Origin of the sequence: Neobacillus terrisolis (assembly GCF_051233475.1) — a bacterium.
In the GTDB taxonomy this organism is placed as follows: domain Bacteria; phylum Bacillota; class Bacilli; order Bacillales; family Cytobacillaceae; genus Bacillus_BU.
The window spans coordinates 172,523-195,468 of sequence record NZ_JBKFGH010000006.1; the positions used below are offsets into that span (position 1 = coordinate 172,523).

Consider the following 22,946-nt stretch of genomic DNA (forward strand, 5'->3'; position numbering starts at 1 on the left):
AAAGAATGAAGAAACAGTACAAACTGAGATCATATAGTATTTTACCTGGATTTGGCCTATCGCTTGGTTTTACTATGCTGTATATTAGCCTGCTTGTTTTGTTACCACTTTCGATGATATTTTTTAATACGTTAACACTGGATTGGACAAAGATTTGGTCAACCATTTCCGATCCTAGAGTAGTAGCATCCTATAAACTTAGCTTTGGAGCATCCTTTGCAGCAGCATTTATCAATCTTGTGTTTGGGGTTTTAATCGCTTGGGTATTGGTCCGTTATTCATTTCCGGGAAAAAAGATTATGGATGGATTAGTTGATTTACCATTTGCCCTGCCTACAGCAGTTGCCGGTATTGCCCTAACCACTCTGTATACACCAAATGGGTGGATAGGACAGTTTTTTCACATTAAGATTGCCTATACTCAACTGGGGGTAACAATTGCCCTTACGTTTATCGGTTTGCCGTTTGTTGTTCGAATGGTTCAGCCTGTTTTGCAAAGTTTGGAAAAAGAGGTGGAGGAGGCATCGTCAAGCCTTGGAGCTAATCGGTTTCAAACCTTTACAAAACTGATCATTCCCGAATTACTCCCGGCTGTAATAACTGGATTTGCGTTAGCGTTTGCACGGGCAATTGGAGAATATGGATCCGTTGTGTTTATTTCTGGTAATATGCCGATGAAAACGGAAATTACTCCATTATTAATTATGACGAAGCTGGAGCAATACGATTATGCAGGGGCAACTGCCATTGCTGCGGTCATGCTGCTCATTTCGTTTATCCTATTATTAACGATCAATTTATTTCAGTGGTGGATTAACAGGCGTTATGCCAATGAATAAAGGAGGTGTACTTCATGGCAGGACATGTTCCGATTAACCATTCAAGTGGAGCAATGCTAAGCGCAAACACAACGAATGAACCAAGAATCATCCGGTGGCTGTTAATAGCGTTGGCGCTTGGGTTTTTAAGTCTGTTTTTACTTTTACCACTCATTGCAATTTTTGTTAAAGCATTCGAAAAGGGAGTTGCGGTATATTTTGCTTCCATTACCCAGCCTGATGCATTGTCAGCTATTCGTTTAACCTTGCTCGTTGTTCTCATCGCAGTGCCAATCAATACACTATTTGGCATTGCCGCAGCATGGGTAATTACAAAGTTTCAATTTAAAGGGAAAAGCATTCTCATTACAATCATTGATCTGCCATTTGCGGTTTCACCCGTCATTGCCGGATTAATCTTTATCTTATTATTCAGTGCACATGGGTTATTCGGCCCTTGGCTTTTTGAACATGATATCAAGATTGTATTTGCTTTGCCTGGAATTATTTTGGCTACATTATTTGTAACGTTTTCGTTTGTCGCTCGGGAGCTAATCCCATTAATGCAGACGCTAGGCTCGGCAGAGGAGGAAGCGTCGATTACCCTGGGTGCAAGCGGTTGGAAAACATTTTTATTTGTCACCCTTCCCAATATTAAATGGGGGTTATTATATGGAATGATTCTTTGTAATGCCCGTGCGGTAGGTGAATTTGGGGCAGTCTCTGTTGTATCGGGGCACATTCGCGGGATGACGAATACAATGCCGCTTCATATTGAAATTTTATACAATGAATATCAATTTTCTGCTGCTTTTGCCGTGGCATCCCTAATGTCGATTGTAGCGGTTATTACCCTAGTTATAAAAAGTTATGTTGAGTGGAAAGCAAACGGAATAAAAAAGTAAACAAGGTTAAAAAGAAGGAGGGATAACCGTTGAGCGTATCCATCAATAATATCTCAAAAACGTTTGGTGCTCATAAAGCATTGGATGACATTAATTTGAAAATAGAATCGGGTGAACTGGTTGCCCTATTAGGGCCGTCAGGTTCAGGTAAAACTTCGTTGCTGCGTATTATTGCCGGGTTGGAGGCTGCTGACCAAGGCAGTATTTTCTTTGAAAATAAAGATATGACAACCATTACCACAAAAGAACGAAAGGTAGGGTTTGTGTTTCAGCATTATGCCCTATTCCGGCATATGTCTGTATTTGATAACATCGCATATGGTTTAAGGGTACGTCCTCGAAAAAGCCGCCCAACCAAACAAGAAATCAAAGCAAAGGTAGAAGAACTTCTGAGGCTAGTCAAATTGGAAGCTTATGCCGACCGCTTTCCCGCTCAGCTTTCAGGGGGACAGCGTCAACGTGTTGCCTTAGCCCGTGCTTTAGCTGTTGAACCAAAGCTATTATTATTAGATGAACCATTCGGAGCGTTGGATGCCAAAGTGAGAAAGGATCTTCGCAGGTGGCTGAGAAGACTCCATGATGATTTTCATATTACAAGTATTTTTGTTACTCATGATCAAGAAGAAGCATTGGATGTCGCGGACAGAATTGTTGTCATGAACGAAGGAAGAATTGAACAAGTCGGCAGTCCGGAGGAGGTTTATGAGCATCCAAAAAATCCATTTGTCTTTGACTTTCTAGGGAATGTAAACGTCTTTCCAGGAAGGCTGCGACTAGGAAAACTTAGTGATGGCAGCTTTGAAATCGATGCACCTGATTTTGTTGAAGTAGAGGAGAGTACCGATGCAGTCGGATATGTTCGCCCTCACGATATTCATATTTTTCGAGAGGAAATATCAAACGAAGCAGTACAGGCGAGGGTTGTTCACCTCCATAAAATAGGACCGATTGTACGGGTTGAACTAAGGAGAATCGATACAAATGAGTTTCTCGAAGCGGAGATTTCTAAGGAACAATACCGGACCCTAAACTTAACTGTAAAAGATAAGGTTTATGTTAAACCAAAGCAATTAAGGGTTTTCGTCCCTCAGGATTACTCCATTTAAATGGTGGAGTAATTCTATTGTTTTACGTATTCACATTTCTTTGGATTCTACTTTGATATTACTTAGCCCCTTGCGAATGATGGTAATGATAAACAACAATACCGGTATTCCTGTCTGTAAGGGTAAATGCAGGTAGACAGGAACCTTTTCTAAGCCAATCTCAATATGTTCAGGGAAACTACCTGCCATTAGGATTGAATAAAAGAGGATTAAAAGGCTTACAGCTAAAGTTCCTATCACTTTGTGCTTTTTCTTTGTTAATTTAAGGACCTCAGTGACTCCGGCAAAACCGGAATAGAAAAACACCATAATCTTTAGAAAAACTCCGAAAATTAATGTTGCTACAACGATAACATCTAACCTTTGAATAAAGTCGCCAATTTCTACTCTAGAAATTGTTTCTAAAAGGGGAAACGGGGACGTAGCAACGCCATTTACACCTAAAATAGCTATTTCTAAGGCAATCGTAAAACTTAAAATCACACCGCTGGCTACTATTCCGTATATCCCTACCTTCCAGCCGGATTGTGGTTTAGTCAAATAAGGAAGAATCATCGTAAAAACAATCATTTCACCAAATGGGAATGTATAGGTTTGTTTATAAACGGTTGAGATTACAGGTTTCCATCCGCTTTCTAAAAAGGGTGCTAAATTTTCAAGTTTGATAAGACCTGATGAAAAAAGAGAGGCAATTGCAAAAAAAATGAGTACCATCATGATAAAAAAAACAAATTCACCCGTTCTGCCAATCACCTCAAGGCCGCAAAGGATACCGTAGGTAATAATTACAATCATAAACCCATTTACAGCCAGTAATGGTGTTTCGTTTAAGGTGGAAGTAATCATTAACTCGCCAAAGTCACGTAATACCCGCGAAGCAATATAGAAAAAATAAAGGATATATACAAATGACAAGGGGATTCCAAGAAATTTGCCAAGAATTTTTTGGATGTAACTTGTTAGGGAGATATACTGATACTGCGTAAAGAGATAATAATAAATAAGGTACAATGGGATGCCATTTGCCATTCCTAACAAGATCGCCAACCACGCATCCTGTTTAGCTTGTAATCCAAGTCCTACGACAATCGAGCTCCCAAGCTCGAACATAAAAACTAAACAAAAAAATTGAAAAGGGCTTATTTTTACCTGGTTCATCCCAGTTTACCTACCTTTTTAATGATTCATTTGAATATTTTTATTTTTAGAGACCTTCGCTTTGACCATATCGACAAATAGTAAGAGAAGAGGATAGAATAGCCCGAAAATCAGCATGATCGGGGTCCAGGCTTTTGAAAGAAGGAAATGAAAATAAACAATATTTGGGTATAAGGCGATTGAAAGGACAACAATGATGATTCCTAACGGCAATGTTAATATTTTGTAATTTTTTAACTGTAAAGTTTGAGAAATGGATAATACAGTAGCGTAAAAGCAAATCGTAATTTTCATAAATAAAGAAATAAAAATCGTCGCACCGGATATAATCTCAATCCGTTCAATAAAATCGCCAATACTAATCTTCTGAGCTAGTACAAAGGTCGGGTAATAGAACCTGGAAGTTTCTTGGGCACTCAGAACCAAAATGGAGGTTGTTGTTATCACAAAAACGGCTATGCCCCCCGCTAAGGTAGATAATAGCATAGATTTTTTCACCTTTTTTTGTAAATTAACATAAGGGCTAATCATCAAGAAGATAACAATGTCCAAAAAAGGGACACCTAATGTTCGAATTGATCCACGGAGTACAGGGCTAAGACCATTTTCAAGAAATGGTTGCAAATTTTCAAATTTAAATTCAGGTAACAAAAAAAGAATTAGGAAAAATAAAAAAATTATAATATAAGGAAACAGCATTTCTGCAGTTTTACAGAATGTTTCGAGCCCTAGTCTGACCCCCATGATAACGACTAATAATAATAAAGTTTCAATTGCTTGAATGGGCGTTTCAGGTAAAACATGTGTCGTTAATAAATCTCCTGAAATTCTTAATAATCCGGATGTTAAGATGATTAAGTAAATAAAAAAGAAAAAAGCTACAAATTTTCCAAGCCATTTTCCCAATATTTTTTCGCTATACTGGGCGATCGTCATGTTAGGATATCGACCGGCTAATATACTGTATAACCAAACTAGGATTAATCCAAAACCAAGTCCCAGTAAGACCGAGAGCCAAGCATCCTGTTTCGCTTGAATGGCTGTTAATGGAGGAGTAATTAAGATAGATGTGCCAATCACAAACATGATAATTAATATTTGAAATTGGCTATTGGAGATTCTCCCATTTTCTTCTGCCATTAACCACACCTCCTAAAACGATAAAAGTAGATCGATCATGTTACCAATTGGTACAAAGATGATTAGTAGCCAATCCATCGGATTAGGGATTTTAATCCTTAAGGCTACTACAATCCAAAAAGCTGTTCCAAGGAAAAGAAACAAACTGAAGAAGAATATTTCTTTATAGGCTTTTTCTTTTTTTAGTTTAGGCACTTCAATTAGGGTGATGATCGAACAAACAATGAAAATTCCGAAGATCGCAATCATTCACTATTCTACCTTTACATTTTTAAGGAAGGATTGGTTTAAAACACCTGTTCGTCTGATTTTAAAATCAGATTGTATTGTTACTTCTGAATCAACGAAATGCTGATCCCAATCTTTCTTAAGAACCTTCCATTTTTGTGGATCTGCACGATGAATGACTTCTCCAAAACCATATATATCAGCGCGTAGTTTTTTTGCTTTTTTTACCGATTGGCTAAGAATGTGTTCATTCACTTTGTTAACAGACAACTCTAATTTCTTAATCGATTCCGGCTTAGTTAAATCAATATTACAAGCCACTTCTCCTACATTGGCTTCACCAGACATTTTGATATTTATGTGTACTTTTCCATTTACCACTTTTCCGGTTACTTCGGATTTTGCCCGGATAATTTCCAAAACTAGTTTATTACCATCGGGACAGGGAATTTTCCCAACTGTATTTTTTACATTGTCGGTAATATAGTTATAGCCCTTGCTTTCTTTTTCATTTAACCAGCCTATTAATTTGTCTCCATTAAATACGGCTACATTTTTATAATGAAGACGTGCAAAGGGGGTGATACGTTGAACGTTACCAGAAGTAAGCCCTTTACGCTTATTCCCTCTAATCGTGATACCAGTTAAAACAGGGTTCTTTCCCTCACTTGTAAGGTCTGTAATTAATTCATCCATTTGGATTGCAACCGTTGGCGCCCAGGATTTTTCAGAGCTTTCAAGTGATGAGCGCAATTTATTAGCAGGTATCGCTTCGAGAGGAGTAAGATTTTGAAGAATATCCTTACCACTCACATCCTTTGAAACGATAATATAAAAATCCTTACGGAACTCAGGATCCCTTGTAAGCAACTCTAACGCTTCACTAAAACCTTCCTTCGCTATTTCTTCGCCGAGAACGAGTATTTGTAAATGAGAAAAATAAAGCTTACGCGGGCTTATTGTCGTCATTCTTCGAACGGCCTCGAATAGATAAGCCCCTTCCTCAAAATAGGTTGTAACAGGGGTTCGGTTGCCTCCGCCTTTTTGCGATGCCACTTCACCAGGTTCAACCACTTGAGCCCCCAAAATATATTTGCCATCTTTTTTGTCGATAGACAATCCAACCACTAAAGCGAGCTCGTTTAACTCTCTCCGATTCCAGCACCCGGATAGTATCAACAGACATGAAATAAAAATCAACAATATGATTTTTTTTTTCATCCATTCTCATCCCTTTTCAAAAAGACTCTAATTTTTTTGGTGTTGCTTGGTTGCAATCGCATCAGTTTGACGTCTCATGTTCTTTTGATTGACTAGTCTTGGTCGTGAAAGCAATCGCCAGTGAGGCAATCTAAAGAGAGTATCTCGCTGATCCTCTAACACAAAGGGTGCAAAAGGAGCCATGTAGGGTATACCAAAAGACCTTAAACTATTTAAATGGAGTAAAAGCGCTAATAACCCTAAGGTAATTCCGTACAAACCAAATGAAGCAGCCAAAAACATCATTAGAAATCTCAGCATCCTAACGGAAATAGCCATATTATAAGCAGGAAAAACAAAATTGGAGATCGCTGTAATCGAGACAACAATAACCATTGATGCAGAAACAATTCCAGCTTCAACAGCTGCTTGTCCAAGTACTAATGCTCCAACAATTGATACGGCTTGACCTACTGCCCGAGGCATTCGAATACCTGCTTCTCGGAGAATCTCAAAGGTTACTTCCATAATAATAGCTTCTACAAACGCAGGAAAAGGAACACCTTCACGTTGTGCAGCTAAGCTAATTAATAAAGGTGTAGGCAGCATTTCTTGATGATAGGTGGTAACCGCCACGTAGAAGGAAGGTCCAACCAATGCAATCAAAAAACATATAATTCTTAGCATTCTTAGCAAAGTGGCGATATCGGCGCGTTGATAATAATCCTCTGAAACTTGAAAGTTTTGGATAAACAGTGCAGGTACGACTAAAACAAAGGGGGTACCATCAACAATAATCGCGACACGGCCTTCCAAAAGATTGCCAGCCACAACGTCTGGGCGTTCTGTATTATAGATGGTTGGAAACGGAGTGTAAGTCTCATCTTGAATTAATTCTTCGATGTATCCGCCTTCCAAAATACCATCAATATCAATCTGATCTAAACGCTGGTGAACTTCTTCGACCACTTTATCATTAACAATCCCCTTGATATACATAATCGCAACATTTGTTTTCGTAACTCGGCCAATCTTTTTTTCTTCACAGTGTAAATTGGAATCCTTAATTTTTCTGCGAATTAACGCAGTATTGGTCCGAATGTTTTCAGAAAATCCTTCCCTTGGGCCACGAACAACCGTCTGAGCCGATGGTTCAGTAACGCCACGATCCTCCCAACCAGCTGTTGAGGCCGAAATCGCCCCTGTAAAACCGTCAACTAAAATAATCGTATTCCCTGATAACACCATTGTATAAAGTTCATCATAATGGGTAATTTCAGAGATATTACCAACTGCTAATCGAACATTTTTCGCCCATTCTAATAAAGAAGGCTGGGAGAATAAATGAGTAGGTGGTACTACCTCATGGGTTTCGTTCATTAATGATTCCAGGATAAAATTATGAATGGTGGTTGCATCTGCTAGTCCATCTGCATAAATAACGGCTGCTTTAATCTTCTTGGCTTCACCAATTTTGAATTCCCTTAAGATGACATCTGAACTTTTTTCAAAGGCTTTTTTGATCATTTCAAGATCTTCATCATACTTACCCGTTAGGAGATCAGGAGAATGATCTGGTTGTGAAGATTCCGTTGCGCTTTTTAGTTTCTCAATTTTTCTATTCCTTCGAAATGTCCTCATCATCGAAAGTCCCTTCGCTAGAATCTTATTTATAGAATTTCCCCATAAATTACTATTTCATGCTAAATAATTGTTTGTTTTGAAAAGAATTCCAATACTTTTTTAAAACATTAAAGGATTTGATAAGAGAAAATCCTTGCAAGATCATTGAATTGTGTTATTGTAATAAATGATTAAATAATTAAATAATTCCACACTGGGGGTGCCGGGAAATGGCCGGCTGAGATAAAGATCCAAAGTCTTTGACCCTTAAACTTGATCTGGGTAATACCAGCGTAGGGAAGTGTATCCATTTTTGAATACATAAGTAGATTCCTATTGCTGGAGTCTGCTTTTTATTTTGACTCCAATAATAGGTATCATTTTCTGCCTCCCAGTGTGTAAACTTTGGGAGGTATTTTTATGCAGAAAACACAGAAATTGACATTGACAGCAATGTTCATTGCGATTGGGACTTTAACTAGCCATGCATTTTTTATTCCGATCGGAGTGACGAAAGTTTTTCCAATGCAGCATTTCATTAATGTTTTGTCAGGAGTATTATTAGGTCCTTATTATGCAGTGGCTCAAGCTTTTTGCGTTTCAATTTTAAGAAATATGATGGGAACAGGATCTGTCTTTGCTTTTCCAGGCAGTATATTTGGTGCCTTTTTGGCGGCGTTCTTGTTTAAAAAGACAAGAAAGTTGCTTATGGCTTACGTTGGGGAGGTCATCGGTACAGGAATCATCGGAGCGCTTGTTTCTTATCCAATTGCCACTCTATTTCTTGGGAAAGAGGCTACGCTATTTGGATTTATTCCAGCGTTTATCTTTAGTTCGTTTGCGGGGGCCACTATCGGTTATATCCTCTTAAAAGTATTTGTAAGAAACCCAGCCACGGCAAGAAAAATTAATGAATCTACTACCCATCCTAGAGTTTAAGGGCTAGGAAAATGTGGTGGGTCTTAAATGCAGATAAGAGGTGGAAAAAATGACGGATGTTCTTCAAAAAGTATTAAATCAAGTTGAGGAGCGACAAAAGGAACTGTTTACGCTTTTGGCGAAACTGATATCCTTTAAAACTCCCGCTCCTCCAGCAAGAAACACAAAAGAGGCGCAAGCTTTTGTTGCGGATTTCCTTACGAGATTAGGTTTTTCTATTGATATGTGGGATGTTTATCCGAACGATCCAAATGTAGTCGGGACACTTAAGGGGACGAGTCCCGACGAGTTTCACAGTCTTATTATCAATGGCCATATCGATGTCGCAGAGGTAAGTGAGGACGAACAATGGAAAGCGGATCCGTTCACGGCGGTAATAGATAAGGAGGTCATTATTGGCCGCGGTACAGCTGATATGAAAGGCGGTCTTGCCGGGGCTTTGTTTGCGATTCAATTATTACGTGAAGCAGGCGTTGAATTACCTGGGAATCTGCTTTTCCAATCGGTTATTGGTGAGGAAGTGGGTGAGGCAGGTACACTTCAATGCTGTAAGCGAGGCTATACCGCAGATTTTGCTGTAGTGGTCGATACAAGTGATTTACATATTCAAGGACAAGGCGGTGTCATTACAGGCTGGATCACCGTAAAAAGTAACCAAACCTATCACGATGCGACGAGAAAAGATATGATCCACGCCGGTGGCGGACTATTTGCTGCAAGTGCAATTGAGAAAATGATGAAAATCATCAGCGGACTTCAGGACTTGGAACGGCATTGGGCGATAACAAAAAGTTATCCCGGTTTTTCACCGGGAACGAATACGATTAATCCAGCCGTGATTGAGGGAGGACGGCATGCGGCATTTATTGCCGATGAGTGCCGTTTATGGATTACTGTGCATTACTATCCAAACGAAAATCACGAGCAGGTTGCAAAAGAAATTGAGGAGCATATTTTACAGGTTGCAAAGGGCGATCCGTGGTTAAGGGAAAATCCTCCACTTTTTGAATGGGGCGGAACCTCGATGATTGAAGATCGTGGGGAAATATTCCCCTCCCTGGAGGTCGACCCAGGTCATCCTGGAGTGAAACGGTTGGCACAATCTCATCAACGGATAACAAACAAACAGGCTGCAATCGATGTATCACCAACGGTTACCGATGGGGGCTGGTTTGGAGCAGTGGGTATCCCAGCTGCGATCTATGGACCCGGAGACTTACAAAATGCCCACTCGATAAATGAACAAGTATCGATCGCTCAGTTACTAGATTATACAAAGGTCATGGTTTCGTTTATTTATCAGTGGTGTCATACAAAATCAGCCAAGAATGAAGGAGTGACAGCAGGTGAAGTTTAGTAGCCGGTTATATGAAAAATTAGAGCCGATTTGGCGAAAAAACCATGCTCATCCATTTGTAAAAGGCATGGGAGATGGCACGCTAGAACCAAAGAAGTTTCGTTTTTATATGATTCAGGACTATTTATATTTAATTGATTATGCAAAATTATTTGCTTTAGGCGCAGTCAAAGCGACGGATGTTAGGGCGATGGGGAAATTTGCTAGATTATTAGAGTCAACATTAAATGAAGAAATGTCGCTTCATCGTCAGTATGCCGAAAAGTTCGAAATCAGTGAAGACGAACTTGAGCATGCAAAGCCTTCTCCGATTACATTGGCTTACACACATTATATGCTTCATATTGCCAATAACGGAACATTGGCAGAGCTTGTTTCGGCATTATTACCTTGCATGTGGAGTTATTGGGAAATCGGCAAAGAGCTAAGTGAGATACCTGGTGCATTAGAGCACGATTTATACGGTGAATGGATTGCCATGTACAGCTCAGAGGAGTTTGGGACACTTGCGACTTGGTGCATTGAATTAATGGATGAACTTACATTAGGAAAGCCGGAGGCAGAGTTAGCAAAGCTTGAGGAGGTTTTTCTTAATACAACCCGGTTTGAATACATGTTCTGGGACATGGCATTGAATGAAGAGATGTGGCCGACAGATGAGTAAACCGGTTGTTCAGTTTTCAAATGTAACGTTCTCCTATAAATCCGGAACAAAGTCAGCGGCTATACCGATCTTGGAAAACTTCAATTTTACCATTTTTGATAATGAATTTGTTAGTATTATTGGCCCGAGCGGTTGTGGGAAAAGTACGTTATTCAGGATTATAACAGGACTCGAACAGCCTGAAGCAGGGGAAGTTCTTATCAATGGTACCGTTCAACCATCCCGACTTGGTCAAGTTGGCTATATGCCGCAGCAGGACTTGCTTATGCCTTGGCGGACGATTATCGAGAATGCTTCCTTACCGCTTGAACTAAAAGGGATGAAATCTGAAGTGGCCCAAAAGAAGGTGCTGCCACTCCTTAATGAATTTGGTTTAGCGGGAGTCGGGCGTAAATACCCTTCGGATTTGTCAGGCGGTATGAAGCAAAGAGTGTCGTTTTTGCGGACGATTTTATCGGGTTCAAATGTCTTGCTATTGGACGAACCGTTTAGTGCACTGGATGCGATTACTCGGTTATCGATGCAGGAATGGCTGCTTGAGCAATGGGAGAAGCGGAAAAAGACGGTGATATTCATAACCCACGATGTCAATGAGGCTTTATTTTTATCGGATCGTATCTTTATTTTCACAGATACCCCTGTTGCAAAGCTGAAGGAAGTGGAAGTACCGTTAAAACGCCCTAGGTCAATCAGGGATATCAACGATTCAGATGTTATTACTCTCAAAGAATATTTAATCGATCAGCTTCGAATGAAGGTGAGTGTATGAGGGGCTGGAAGGACTATTTACCACCAATCCTGCTGGTTCTAATTTTATTATTCATTTGGGAAGTTGGAGCGCGCTTTGTCAGTATGCCTTTTATCCTTCCAGCGCCAACGGGGATTGCTTTGAGGCTTTGGGAGTTAAAAGGAAGTTTATTTCTTGAGCATCTTCCTGCTACAATGCTAATCGTCATCATTGGTTTAGCGATTTCGATTATTTTGGGTGTAGGCTTAGCTGTATGGATGCATTCAAGCAAGGGAATAGAGCGTGCTCTCTATCCGCTCATCATTGCATCGCAAACCATTCCCACCATCGCACTGGCCCCAATCTTTGTGCTCTGGTTTGGCTACTCGATATGGAGCAAAGTGGTTGTAACGATTCTGATCACTTTTTTCCCAATTGCCGTTAATACTTTTGATGGACTGCGGTCAAGCAGCAAAGAGTTAAGAGAATTAATGCTGACGATGGGGGCGAGGAAAAAGGATTTATTTTTAAAACTAGATGTTCCATCCGCATTGCCTTTCTTTTATTCGGGGTTGAAGGTAGCGTTTCCGCTAAGCGTAATCGGTGCAGCTATTGGTGAATGGCTTGGGGCACAGGCGGGCTTGGGATATTTTAGCAGAAGAATGATGACACAATTTGATGGAGCTGGTGTATTTGCACCGATTGTCATTTTGTCGCTACTCGGTATAGTTCTATTTTTACTGGTAGTAATGTTTGAAAAAAGATCATTTAAATGGAGGAAGTAATAATGAAAAAATGGATTGCAACTTGTGTGAGCTTATTCATGGTTTTGGTTTTAGCGGCTTGTGGAGGTACTGGAGAAAAAGCAAGCAATAATGAAGGAAAGAAATTAACCGACGTTAGTGTAATGTTAGATTGGTATCCGAATGCTGTTCATAGCTTTTTATATGTAGCACAGGAAAAAGGGTACTTCGAAGAGGAAGGCGTTAAGGTTAAAATCCAATACCCGGCAAATCCAACAGACCCTCTTAATCTAGCGGCTGCTGGGAAAATTACCGTTGGCTTTTATTATCAGCCAGATGTGATTATGGCTCGTGCAAACGAAAGTGTTCCGGTTAAATCGATTGGTGCGATTGTCCGTTCACCGTTAAATCATACTGTTTTCTTAGAAGAAAGCTCTATCGAATCACCAAAGGATTTAGAAGGGAAAACAGTGGGCTACCCAGGTATCCCTTTAAATGAAGCTATTCTTTCAACAATCGTCGAGCATGATGGCGGAAATCCGGATAAGGTCAAAATGGTTGATGTTGGCTTTGATTTAGTATCTTCTGTTGTTAGCAAGAAAACGGATGCTGTGATTGGCGCTTATGTAAACCATGAGGTACCAATCTTAGAATCTAAAGGAAACCCAGTTCGTTATTTTGATCCAACTGAGTACGGAGTTCCAAACTATTATGAATTAGTGGCGGTTACCGGTGATAAAACATGGGAAAAAGAACAGGAGTCTATTAAAGCGTTCTGGCGTGCAGCTTCAAAAGGGTATGAATTTATGAAGAAAAACCCGGATGAGGCATTGAAAATTTTATTAAAGAACCAGGATGAAGCAAACTATCCGCTCGATGCAAAGGTCGAGGCAGAGAGCATGAAAATTCTGTTGCCAAAAATGGACTCCGAAGCCTCTTTCGGCAGCCAAACGAAAGAATCATGGCAAGATACTGCCAGCTGGTTAAAAAAATCAGGCTTAATTAAACAAACGCCTTCAGTCGATGACATGTTTGTTAATTTAGGAGAATAATAGTATAGAAGGAAAAAGATAAGCTTGGCTGGTTAAAGCATTTAGCATTCAATTCATTATGGAGACAGTTTTAAGGAAGATCAGAACTTGCTTCAGCGACTAGCATGTTATCCCTCATTAGTCAGCTAAGAGTTCAAAATGTGGGGAGGCTTCAACATGGAAGATCGCCTATTCAGGAAAGCAATGGGGAAATTTGCGACTGGAGTAACCGTGATTACCACTGAAGTTGACGGGAATGTCCACGGGATGACGGCCAATGCCTTCATGTCGGTTTCCTTAAATCCAATGCTGGTTGTGGTTTCAATAGGTGAAAAAGCCCAAATGCTCGAAAAAATACGAAGCAGCAAAAAATACGCAGTGAATATCTTATCTTCAGACCAGCAGGAATTGTCGATGATTTTTGCCGGGCAAATAAAAGATAAACGGGATATGAGTTTTGAAAGGTTTGCGGGGCTACCCGTTATAGGTGGTTCGTTGGCACAAATTATTTGTGATGTGGTTAGTGAGCATGTGGAAGGGGACCATACTCTTTTTATTGGGAAAGTCTCGGATATTCATATTGAAAATGAGGGAGAACCGTTACTTTATTTTGATGGACGATATCGGTGAAGTGGGGTAAACAGGAGAAGGTGAGATGACTTCTCCTGTTTTTTTGAGTTCTTTGGGGTGTTGTTGTTGTTGTTGTTGCAGTTGTTGTGCATTGGCGGATAAAGGGCTAGATTTGGCGGATAGATCGTGGAATCGGCGGATAAACGGCTATTTTGGCGGATAAAACCCGAAAAATGGCGGATAACCGCTAGAATTTGGCGGATAGAACCAAATGATCCCTTAGAGAAAGTTCCAAATCCCTAAGCATCACTATCCTTATCATCATGCGTCGGATGTGCACCGGGGTATTGCCTTGGCAAGTCTTGGTGCAAATTCCGATTCTCAAAGGTAAAATTGCTGTAAAATTGTTGCCCTTCCTGCCATGGCGTACTTTTATTCTCAACAGGGCTATCAACGCCAATCGGTGAGCCGTATGGACCTTCCGGGAATTCCTCTGCAGTTAGAAACTCATATTGTTTTTCGACATTTTTCAGATTAGAATATTTGGTTTTCCTGCTCATAACATGTTAACCTCCAGTTTATGATTTTGAATTCACTTCAAATGCAGAGTGAAAACAATTTTGTTAATATATGCTTATCCTTCCTTCAACAGGGACTTAATATGTAATAGAGGCATATGCTGTAATTAATTTATTGAGAAAGATGTGATATATATTGTGTTTAATACTTTTCGCATATAAGATTGACCCCGAATTTAAATTAGTCGTTGCTGCTAATCGCGATGAATTTTACGAAAGACCAACCGCCTCGGTACATTTTTGGCAGGACCATCCTCATATCCTGGCAGGGCGGGATTTAAAGCAATTGGGAACTTGGATAGGCATCACTACGACAGGAAGGTTTGCGGCGTTAACAAATTACCGGGACCCTAGTGAAGTGACAGAAGGGAAACGGTCGCGCGGAGAGTTAGTCGGCGATTTTCTAAAGGAAGACAATACTGACCCTGAGGTTTATTTAGAAAAGGTAACCAAAAACAAGGACAAATATCCGGGTTTTAATCTCTTAATAGGGGATAAGAACGACTTGTATTATTATTCTAATAAATCAAATGAAGTAAAAAAGCTAGAACCGGGTATATACGGTTTAAGTAACCATCTTCTTAATACTGACTGGCCAAAGGTAAAAAGGGGAATTGTTGGATTAGAACAAATAATCAATCAGAGAGATGCCGAAACCATGGACGAGCGTCTTTTAAATCTTTTACAAAATGCAGATCCGGCTCCCGATGAAAGCCTGCCCAAGACTGGGGTTTCTCTTGAATGGGAGCGAGTGCTCTCACCAATGTTTATTAAAAGCGAGGGGTATGGAACGAGGAGTTCGACTGTACTTAAAATGACAAATGACTACATTCATATAACGGAACGAGTGTTTTCGAGCGAAGACCAACAAGACCAACAATTTACGGTAATGATTTAATTTTGCCTGGTGCGGAAATCTACATGCTAGTTAATAATAAAGCCTAGTACAGTTTGAACTAATTATATTGCTTGGGTATTTGAACGGACACAGAAGCCCTTATTTTAATAAAATAAGCTTGATTCTAGACTTAAGAGGACACAGGATCCCTTATTTACATAAAAACCACTGAATAAAGCCAGTTTTTAACCAAATAACGGATCTGTTGTCCGCTTAGCTTATCAAAACAACACTTTTTGTGAAAATAGCGGAACATATGTCCGCCACCAAATCACCAAAATGTTGGGCTATATCATTCACTGTACCCCTGTAAATTTATGTGCATTTTCATAGGCAAATTAAACATTGATATATCAATAAAAAAAGACTAACAAATTACCATCTAATTTGTTAGTCTTTTTTGGTTACATTTTTAATGTTTGTGATAGGTGGCGGAACCCATTACGAAACTCTGCGGTTGTTTTTTTCGTTCACAATTAGGCAAGCTGTAGAGCTTGATCATACTCTGCAGTAAGGTTGTCAATGATCGTTTGAACGGGAAGAATGTCATGAATTTCGCTTACTCTTGCTCCGGCAAAAACAAGACCATTCTCCACATCACCGCCAACAGATGTAAGCAATGAATCAAGTGTACAGAAGCGGTGAGAACAACTTTTTAGGCAATCAATACATTTCTTAACTCTTACTTTTTTGTTGTCACTAATTGCATCCGTAAATGTGTTAATGATGGCGCGGCCTTGATAGCCCACTGTTGTTTTCACTAGAACAGTATCTTCCGGGCGTGCATCCAAATATTTTTGTTTGAATGCCATTGGCGCATCACATTCTACTGAAGCAACAAAGCGAGTACCCATTTGTACTCCTGAAGCACCCATATCTAGGGCTTTTTTAATATCTGCACCGGTTAAAATACCACCTGCTGCAATGACTGGAATCGAAACTGCTTCAACGACTTCAGGAAGAATATCAAACATTGGACGGTCGGTACCAAGGTGACCACCAGCCTCAAAGCCTTCAACTACAACAGCAGCTGCACCTAAGCGTTCCGAAATTCTTGCTAGTTTTCCAGAGGAAACAATTGAAAGAACAGGAATTCCTGCTTCTCTTCCCCATGCGTACATATCACGCGAAATCCCAGCACCTGAAATAATAAAATCTACCTTTTCTTCAATAGCGGCTTTCATTTTGTCTGCAAAATCGTTCATAGCGAATAACACGTTTACACCTATATATCCAGCATCTTTGACAAGCTCTTTTGCTCGTCTGATGTGAAGACGCATTTCATCAACAGATATCCCGGTACCAGAAATGATGCCAATTCCACCCGCATTAGCGACTGCAGAAGCAAGTCCACTTAATGAAATCCCGATGCCCATACCGCCTTGCATAATGGGAACCTTTGGGGTCATATGACCGATTTTTAGTTGTGGAAAATTCAACTTAATACCCCTTTTCACAATAAAGAATGTTAGAACCTCTAATGAATGTTACCATGATTAAAATCAAAAGTATGTGACTTTTGTTACCAGGTCATAAGTCTTGGTAATATAAAGTATTATACCATAAACAGCGAAATTAATTTCTTTTTGTCGAAAAATAAATTTTAGAAAAAATTTCTACTATTTTGAAAGCGTTTCCGTGTATCTTCTATATTATAGTTGATAGTTTTCTAACCGCGAATAGTATTCTTTTACAAAGTCAAAAAATACTTTCTCAGATGGTGCTAAATCGCGTTTCTTCGGAATGATCAATCCGACCGTCCGTTTCACTTTTGGAGAAACGATTGGAATTTTAACGGTTAGGGGAGGTGTAGAATCATAAATGGTGCTCTCTGGAAGAAGTGTTACCCCCATTCCTGCTGAGACTAAACCTTTTATTGCATCTAAATCTTCTCCGATTGTCGATGTTTTTGGAATAAATCCTGCCTGCAAACAGGCATCGATCACGATTCGATGGAGAACCATTCCTTCTGGGAACAAGACAAACTCATCGTCTCGCAAGTCACTAAGGCGAAGACTCTTTTTGTCGGCTAAAGCATGATTGGCAGGGATGAGTGCAGATATGCTTTCCGAAAAAAGCGTATGTCCCTCAATATCCGTATCGTTTTTTGGCATTGGACCAAGGAACGCAATATCAATTTCTCTGTTTTTCACGGCATCAATAAGAAATTTATATGAACCTTGCCGCAATTGAAACGCAACATTTTCGTAGCGCTCTTTGAAAGCGGAAATTACAGTAGGTAAAAAGTGGCTTGCAAGGCTTGTTGGAAATCCGATCTTTATCGTTCCCCTTTCAGGATCCAGGTACTCATCAATCTGACTTTTCGCAAAATCAATTGCCTTTAGTGCCGTTTCGGTGTGCTCCAAAAAAAGTTTTCCCACCGGGGTAAGCCTTACATTTCGCCCTTCCTTTTCAAATAATTGAACACCTAGTTCGATTTCTAGATTGGCTATTTGTCTGCTAATTGCTGATTGGGCAATATGCAGATGTGATGCAGCTTCTGATACATGTTCCCGCTTGGCAACTTCCCGAAAATAGCGTAATTGTCTTATTTCCATGCTTCCGCCTCTTCCTATTTATATCAATTTTAGATTGTTTCGTTCGAAATTATATATTGTTAATATTGATTTTAACAGATAGTATAAGTTTATGAAAATAATTTGGGAAGAGAAATGTGAAACGGGGGAGAAAAAATGACATTCAATCAACTTCCAACAGTGCAAGGTCTCTACCGTCCAGAATTTGAACACGATGCATGTGGAATCGGTTTATTTGCGAACTTAAAAGGAATTACTTCGCACGAAATCGTAACAAAAGGTCTTCAAATGCTTTGTCAGCTAGACCATCGTGGTGGACAGGGAAGTGACCCACTAACTGGTGACGGTGCTGGGATTATGGTGCAAATTCCAGATGGATTTTTCAAAAAAGAGTGTCCGGAGCTTAATTTACCTGAAAAGGGGCGCTACGGAGTCGGAATGATCTTCTTTACGAATGATGTTCAATCAAGAACGGAGATAGAAGATTATATAAATAATCTCGTAGAGGTTGAAGGTCAAACTCTATTAGGTTGGAGAACTGTGCCTGTAAATGTCGGAAAACTCGGAAAAGTTGCAAAAGAAAGTCAACCATTTATTCGACAGATATTTATTGGAGCAAGTTCGGAATTAAACGATCAATTATCTTTTGAACGGAAATTATACGTGATTCGTAAACAAGCTGAGTTTTTTGCCCAAGAGCGGGAGCAACGTTTTTATTTTGCAAGCCTTTCATCCCAGACAATCGTCTATAAAGGATTGTTAACACCTGATCAAGTGGATCAGTTTTATCCTGACTTGCAGGATGAAGCATTTGTTTCGGCTTTTGCCCTCGTACATTCTCGTTTTAGTACAAATACATTCCCAAGCTGGGAAAGAGCGCATCCAAACCGTTATTTAATCCATAATGGTGAAATCAATACGCTTCGTGGAAATATTAACTGGATGAAAGCTCGTGAGCAGCAGTTTGTTTCGGACGCGTTTGGTAATGATTTGCATAAAGTCCTTCCAGTGTTAGATACGACTGGCAGTGATTCCTCCATGTTGGATAATGCATTTGAATTTTTTGTTCTAGCAGGTCGCTCACCAGCACATACTGCGATGATGCTCATTCCTGAGCCTTGGACAGAGAATCCGCATATTTCAGATGAGAAAAGAGCGTTTTATCAATACCATAGCTCATTAATGGAGCCATGGGATGGACCAACAGCTATTTCGTTTACAAACGGTAAACAAATTGGTGCCATTTTGGATCGTAATGGTCTACGTCCAGCCCGTTACTATGTAACCAAGGATGATTATATTATTCTCTCATCAGAGGTAGGAGTTATCGATGTTGAAGAGGAAAATGTTTTATATAAAGATCGTTTAAGTCCTGGGAAAATGCTATTGATCGATTTAGAGCAAGGCCGAATTATTTCCGATGATGAAATTAAATCTGAAATGGCAAAGGCTGAACCATATCAACAATGGCTAGATCAAAATCTCGTAAAATTAAACGATTCACTTGAAGAAGAAGTTTGTGAACCGCTAAGTGATCTTCGTACTCGTAAAAAAGCATTTGGATACACTCATGAAGATATTAATAAATATTTAATTCCTGTCGTAACAGAAGGAAAAGATCCACTTGGTTCAATGGGGACCGATACACCGCTTGCCGTATTATCGGATCGTCCACAATCTCTATTTAACTATTTTAAACAATCATTCGCTCAAGTAACAAATCCGCCAATTGATGCGATTCGTGAGCATATCGTGACATCAACGATGACGCTATTAGGGGCGGAAGGAAATCTGCTTCATCCAAATGCAGAAAATGCTCGTCGTATCGAGTTGGATACATTTGTATTATCCAATGTAGAGCTTTCGCAATTGCGTGAAGGTATAACTGCTGATTTTACTAGCAGCACGCTTGACATTTTATTTACAGATAATCTTGAAGGTCGGTTAGAGGAACTTTGTCAAGAGGCTGAACAAGCCATCGCAGAAGGGGCGAGCCTGCTGATTTTATCAGACCGAAATATGGCTGAAAATGCAACCGTTATTCCGGTTCTTCTTGCTGCAAGTGCTCTGCACCAACATCTAGTCCGCCGCGGTAGCCGTACAGAAGTTAGCATTATTGTTGAATCTGGTGAAGTAAGAGAAATTCATCATTTTGCTGCATTGTTAGGTTACGGGGTTGACGCGATTAACCCTTATCTTGTCTACGAAGTTTATAAAAAAGCGATTGCGGATGGCGCATTAAAGTTAAGCTACCAACAAGCAGTTGAAAAATACAACAAAGCTGTTTCCGAGGGCGTTGTAAAAGTAATGTCCAAAATGGGTATTTCTACAGTCCAGAGTTACCGCGGAGCTCAAATTTTTGAAGCTGTCGGCTTAGGCTATGAAGTAATCGAACAATATTTTAGTGGAACAGCTTCACAGCTAGGTGGAATTGACCTTACTGTGATTGCAAAAGAAGCACAGGAACGTCACCAAGCTGCATACGCAGATACGATTGATGATACGCTTGATTCTGGAAGTGACTTCCAATGGAGAAAAGATGGTGAACACCACGCCTTTAATCCAAAAACGATTCACACCCTACAAATGTCAACACGTAAAAATGATTATAGTCTTTACAAGCAGTACTCAGCGGCTGCTAATGAAGAACGCATGGGCTTTTTGCGAAATTTGTTCTCTTTTGATGAAAATCGTCAAGCAATCTCGATTGATGAAGTAGAATCTGTCGAATCAATCGTCCGTCGTTTTAAAACTGGAGCCATGTCGTTTGGTTCTTTGAGCCAGGAAGCTCATGAAGCATTAGCGATAGCTATGAACCGTCTTGGTGCAAAAAGTAACAGTGGTGAGGGCGGAGAAAATCCAGCTCGCTATATTCCTGATGCAAACGGGGATTCACGTCGCAGTGCGATCAAACAAATCGCTTCTGGCCGATTTGGCGTAAAGAGCCATTATCTAGTGAATGCTGATGAAATCCAAATTAAGATGGCTCAAGGAGCGAAACCGGGTGAAGGTGGTCAGCTTCCAGGAAACAAAGTGTATCCTTGGGTTGCAGAAGTTCGTGGTTCAACACCAGGTGTTGGTTTAATTTCTCCGCCACCGCATCATGATATTTATTCAATCGAGGACTTAGCTCAGCTCATTCACGATATGAAAAATGCTAATCGTGCAGCGAGAATCAGCGTTAAGCTTGTATCAAAGGCTGGAGTCGGAACAATAGCTGCCGGTGTTGCAAAAGGGTCAGCAGATGTGATTGTGATCAGTGGTTATGATGGAGGAACTGGGGCATCTCCAAAAACAAGTATCAAACATACGGGGCTTCCTTGGGAGCTTGGTTTAGCTGAAGCTCACCAAACATTGATGTTAAATGGTTTACGTGACCGTGTTGTTCTAGAGACAGACGGTAAACTTATGACAGGCCGTGATGTAGTAATGGCAGCATTGTTAGGGGCTGAGGAATTTGGATTTGCGACTGCTCCACTTGTTGTTCTAGGCTGTGTAATGATGCGTGCTTGCCATCTGGATACATGCCCAGTTGGGGTGGCAACGCAAAATCCTGAACTTCGCCGCAAATTTGCTGGTGACCCAGACTATATCGTTAATTACTTTATGTTTGTGGCGCAAGAAGTTCGAGAAATGATGGCTGAGCTTGGTTTTAGAACGGTTGAAGAAATGGTTGGCCGCACAGACGTATTAAAAGTGAGCGACCGTGCCCAAAACCACTGGAAAGCTCAATATTTAGACTTAACAACGTTACTTTATCAACCTGAAGGTGCGCGTACTTTTAGCACACCACAGAATCATAAAATCGAACAGTCATTAGACATTCAGAAGCTATTGCCTGCAGTAGCACCTGCACTCGAAAACAAGACAAAAGTTGATGCAGCATTTGAAATTAGAAATATTAATCGTGTTGTCGGAACGATTGTCGGTAGTGAAGTATCGAAGAAATATGGGGAAGAGGGACTTCCGGAAGATACGATCACACTTCGTTTTACTGGTTCTGCCGGTCAAAGTTTCGGGGCGTTTGTTCCAAGCGGGATGACGATGTATTTAACAGGCGATGCCAACGACTATTTTGGTAAAGGTTTATCTGGCGGTAAAATTATTGTTTCAGCTCCAAAAGAAGGAACTCTTGGTTCCGCGGAAAATGTAATTGCAGGTAACGTAGCATTATACGGTGCATCCAGCGGAGAAGCATATATTAATGGTCTTGCCGGAGAACGTTTCTGTGTACGAAACAGTGGTGCAAATGCGGTTGTTGAAGGCATTGGTGACCATGGCTGTGAATATATGACTGGCGGTCGTGTTGTTGTCCTGGGTGAAGTGGGCAAAAACTTCGGTGCCGGTATGTCCGGAGGGATCGCGTATTTGCTTGCTGAAGATCATGAAGAGGTCAAAGCATTGTGCAACCATGAAATGATCGAATTTGATACACTAACGGATTTCGCTGAAATCAATGAAGTAAAAGATATGGTGTTGAAACATCATCAATATACTGGAAGTCCAAATGCTGATTTTGTACTGAACAATTGGTCGGATCTTGTTGGCAAGTTCTTAAAAGTAATTCCAAAGGACTACAAGCGCATGATGAATCAAATCGATGAACAAAAAGCAGCAGGTCTTTCTGATGAAGAGGCTGTAATGAGTGCATTTGAAGCGAATGTAAATGGACAAAAAGCATCCTCGAAAGCTGATCAAAAATTAGAGGTTTTGACTAAATAAGA

At 40.2% G+C, this 22,946-nt stretch carries 20 protein-coding genes and 1 riboswitch; of the genes, 12 read left to right on the forward strand and 8 right to left on the reverse strand.

Annotated elements, in window-relative coordinates; genetic code table 11:
• Positions 1-5 precede the first annotated feature (5 nt).
• Genes cysT through ACI48O_RS04810 form a run of 3 tightly spaced genes read left to right on the forward strand, consistent with a single transcriptional unit; the run spans position 6 to position 2,829 of the window.
• Positions 6-839: a sulfate ABC transporter permease subunit CysT gene (gene cysT / locus ACI48O_RS04800; RefSeq protein WP_435560594.1), complete on the forward strand. Its 834-nt coding sequence runs from the start codon at positions 6-8 to the stop codon at positions 837-839.
• A 14-nt stretch (positions 840-853) separates the two neighbouring features.
• Positions 854-1,723, forward strand: coding sequence for a sulfate ABC transporter permease subunit CysW (gene cysW, locus ACI48O_RS04805; RefSeq protein WP_435560595.1), 870 nt, complete (start codon positions 854-856; stop codon positions 1,721-1,723).
• Between the two features lie 29 nt (positions 1,724-1,752).
• A complete protein-coding gene (locus ACI48O_RS04810; protein WP_435560596.1) occupies positions 1,753-2,829 on the forward strand; it encodes a sulfate/molybdate ABC transporter ATP-binding protein in 1,077 nt (358 codons plus the stop codon).
• Positions 2,830-2,859: 30 nt separating this feature from the next.
• On the opposite strand, the gene ACI48O_RS04815 is transcribed toward ACI48O_RS04810, so the two are convergent.
• Genes ACI48O_RS04815 through ACI48O_RS04835 form a run of 5 tightly spaced genes read right to left on the reverse strand, consistent with a single transcriptional unit; the run spans position 2,860 to position 8,196 of the window.
• On the reverse strand, positions 2,860-3,987 hold the full coding sequence (locus tag ACI48O_RS04815; protein WP_435560597.1) for a GerAB/ArcD/ProY family transporter: 1,128 nt from the start codon (positions 3,985-3,987) through the stop codon (positions 2,860-2,862).
• An 18-nt stretch (positions 3,988-4,005) separates the two neighbouring features.
• Entirely contained in the window at positions 4,006-5,127 is a 1,122-nt protein-coding gene (locus ACI48O_RS04820) for a GerAB/ArcD/ProY family transporter (protein WP_435560598.1), read from the reverse strand.
• 12 nt (positions 5,128-5,139) lie between these two features.
• Complete coding sequence (locus ACI48O_RS04825) at positions 5,140-5,376, reverse strand: hypothetical protein (RefSeq protein ID WP_435560599.1); 237 nt, start codon at positions 5,374-5,376, stop codon at positions 5,140-5,142.
• 3 nt (positions 5,377-5,379) lie between these two features.
• Positions 5,380-6,576 (reverse strand): Ger(x)C family spore germination protein, encoded by a 1,197-nt coding sequence (locus ACI48O_RS04830; protein WP_435560600.1) that lies wholly within the window; start codon positions 6,574-6,576, stop codon positions 5,380-5,382.
• A gap of 27 nt (positions 6,577-6,603) precedes the next feature.
• Complete coding sequence (locus ACI48O_RS04835) at positions 6,604-8,196, reverse strand: spore germination protein (RefSeq protein ID WP_435560737.1); 1,593 nt, start codon at positions 8,194-8,196, stop codon at positions 6,604-6,606.
• A gap of 188 nt (positions 8,197-8,384) precedes the next feature.
• Positions 8,385-8,495: riboswitch (TPP riboswitch) on the forward strand.
• Positions 8,496-8,598: 103 nt separating this feature from the next.
• Here ACI48O_RS04835 and thiW point away from each other — a divergent pair.
• From thiW to ACI48O_RS04870, 7 genes are all read left to right on the forward strand, one after another.
• Positions 8,599-9,117: an energy coupling factor transporter S component ThiW gene (gene thiW, locus ACI48O_RS04840; RefSeq protein WP_435560601.1), complete on the forward strand. Its 519-nt coding sequence runs from the start codon at positions 8,599-8,601 to the stop codon at positions 9,115-9,117.
• Between the two features lie 49 nt (positions 9,118-9,166).
• A complete protein-coding gene (locus tag ACI48O_RS04845; RefSeq protein WP_435560602.1) occupies positions 9,167-10,474 on the forward strand; it encodes an acetylornithine deacetylase in 1,308 nt (435 codons plus the stop codon).
• Entirely contained in the window at positions 10,464-11,138 is a 675-nt protein-coding gene (tenA, locus tag ACI48O_RS04850) for a thiaminase II (RefSeq protein ID WP_435560603.1), read from the forward strand. Before ACI48O_RS04845 ends, tenA begins: the two co-directional genes overlap by 11 nt.
• Positions 11,131-11,907, forward strand: coding sequence for an ABC transporter ATP-binding protein (locus ACI48O_RS04855; RefSeq protein ID WP_435560604.1), 777 nt, complete (start codon positions 11,131-11,133; stop codon positions 11,905-11,907). The genes tenA and ACI48O_RS04855 overlap by 8 nt, the downstream gene beginning before the upstream one ends.
• Complete coding sequence (locus tag ACI48O_RS04860) at positions 11,904-12,650, forward strand: ABC transporter permease (protein ID WP_435560605.1); 747 nt, start codon at positions 11,904-11,906, stop codon at positions 12,648-12,650. The genes ACI48O_RS04855 and ACI48O_RS04860 overlap by 4 nt, the downstream gene beginning before the upstream one ends.
• Positions 12,651-12,652: 2 nt before the next feature.
• A complete protein-coding gene (locus ACI48O_RS04865; RefSeq protein WP_435560606.1) occupies positions 12,653-13,660 on the forward strand; it encodes an ABC transporter substrate-binding protein in 1,008 nt (335 codons plus the stop codon).
• A gap of 156 nt (positions 13,661-13,816) precedes the next feature.
• Positions 13,817-14,269 (forward strand): flavin reductase family protein, encoded by a 453-nt coding sequence (locus ACI48O_RS04870; RefSeq protein ID WP_435560607.1) that lies wholly within the window; start codon positions 13,817-13,819, stop codon positions 14,267-14,269.
• Between the two features lie 239 nt (positions 14,270-14,508).
• Here the strand turns inward: ACI48O_RS04870 and ACI48O_RS04875 are convergent, their stop codons facing one another.
• The gene (locus tag ACI48O_RS04875) at positions 14,509-14,769 is read right to left on the reverse strand and encodes a hypothetical protein (RefSeq protein WP_435560608.1); all 261 of its coding nucleotides are present in this window, start codon (positions 14,767-14,769) and stop codon (positions 14,509-14,511) included.
• A gap of 154 nt (positions 14,770-14,923) precedes the next feature.
• Between ACI48O_RS04875 and ACI48O_RS04880 the strand changes: the two genes are divergently transcribed.
• Complete coding sequence (locus ACI48O_RS04880) at positions 14,924-15,685, forward strand: NRDE family protein (RefSeq protein ID WP_435560609.1); 762 nt, start codon at positions 14,924-14,926, stop codon at positions 15,683-15,685.
• 476 nt (positions 15,686-16,161) lie between these two features.
• On the opposite strand, the gene ACI48O_RS04885 is transcribed toward ACI48O_RS04880, so the two are convergent.
• Positions 16,162-17,142, reverse strand: a complete 981-nt coding sequence (locus tag ACI48O_RS04885; protein ID WP_435560610.1) for an NAD(P)H-dependent flavin oxidoreductase — start codon at positions 17,140-17,142, stop codon at positions 16,162-16,164.
• 195 nt (positions 17,143-17,337) lie between these two features.
• Positions 17,338-18,243, reverse strand: a complete 906-nt coding sequence (locus tag ACI48O_RS04890) for a LysR family transcriptional regulator (protein WP_435560611.1) — start codon at positions 18,241-18,243, stop codon at positions 17,338-17,340.
• Between the two features lie 135 nt (positions 18,244-18,378).
• Between ACI48O_RS04890 and gltB the strand changes: the two genes are divergently transcribed.
• Entirely contained in the window at positions 18,379-22,944 is a 4,566-nt protein-coding gene (gene gltB, locus ACI48O_RS04895; RefSeq protein ID WP_435560612.1) for a glutamate synthase large subunit, read from the forward strand.
• Positions 22,945-22,946 lie beyond the last annotated feature (2 nt).

Coding starts and splice junctions, on each gene's coding strand:
- cysT (WP_435560594.1), top strand. CDS start 6: ATGAAGAAACAGTACAAACTGAGATCATATAGTATTTTACCTGGATTT.
- cysW (WP_435560595.1), top strand. CDS start 854: ATGGCAGGACATGTTCCGATTAACCATTCAAGTGGAGCAATGCTAAGC.
- ACI48O_RS04815 (WP_435560597.1), bottom strand. CDS start 3,987: ATGAACCAGGTAAAAATAAGCCCTTTTCAATTTTTTTGTTTAGTTTTT.
- ACI48O_RS04820 (WP_435560598.1), bottom strand. CDS start 5,127: ATGGCAGAAGAAAATGGGAGAATCTCCAATAGCCAATTTCAAATATTA.
- ACI48O_RS04825 (WP_435560599.1), bottom strand. CDS start 5,376: ATGATTGCGATCTTCGGAATTTTCATTGTTTGTTCGATCATCACCCTA.
- ACI48O_RS04830 (WP_435560600.1), bottom strand. CDS start 6,576: ATGAAAAAAAAAATCATATTGTTGATTTTTATTTCATGTCTGTTGATA.
- ACI48O_RS04835 (WP_435560737.1), bottom strand. CDS start 8,196: ATGAGGACATTTCGAAGGAATAGAAAAATTGAGAAACTAAAAAGCGCA.
- thiW (WP_435560601.1), top strand. CDS start 8,599: ATGCAGAAAACACAGAAATTGACATTGACAGCAATGTTCATTGCGATT.
- ACI48O_RS04845 (WP_435560602.1), top strand. CDS start 9,167: ATGACGGATGTTCTTCAAAAAGTATTAAATCAAGTTGAGGAGCGACAA.
- ACI48O_RS04855 (WP_435560604.1), top strand. CDS start 11,131: ATGAGTAAACCGGTTGTTCAGTTTTCAAATGTAACGTTCTCCTATAAA.
- ACI48O_RS04860 (WP_435560605.1), top strand. CDS start 11,904: ATGAGGGGCTGGAAGGACTATTTACCACCAATCCTGCTGGTTCTAATT.
- ACI48O_RS04865 (WP_435560606.1), top strand. CDS start 12,653: ATGAAAAAATGGATTGCAACTTGTGTGAGCTTATTCATGGTTTTGGTT.
- ACI48O_RS04870 (WP_435560607.1), top strand. CDS start 13,817: ATGGAAGATCGCCTATTCAGGAAAGCAATGGGGAAATTTGCGACTGGA.
- ACI48O_RS04875 (WP_435560608.1), bottom strand. CDS start 14,769: ATGAGCAGGAAAACCAAATATTCTAATCTGAAAAATGTCGAAAAACAA.
- ACI48O_RS04890 (WP_435560611.1), bottom strand. CDS start 18,243: ATGGAAATAAGACAATTACGCTATTTTCGGGAAGTTGCCAAGCGGGAA.
- gltB (WP_435560612.1), top strand. CDS start 18,379: ATGACATTCAATCAACTTCCAACAGTGCAAGGTCTCTACCGTCCAGAA.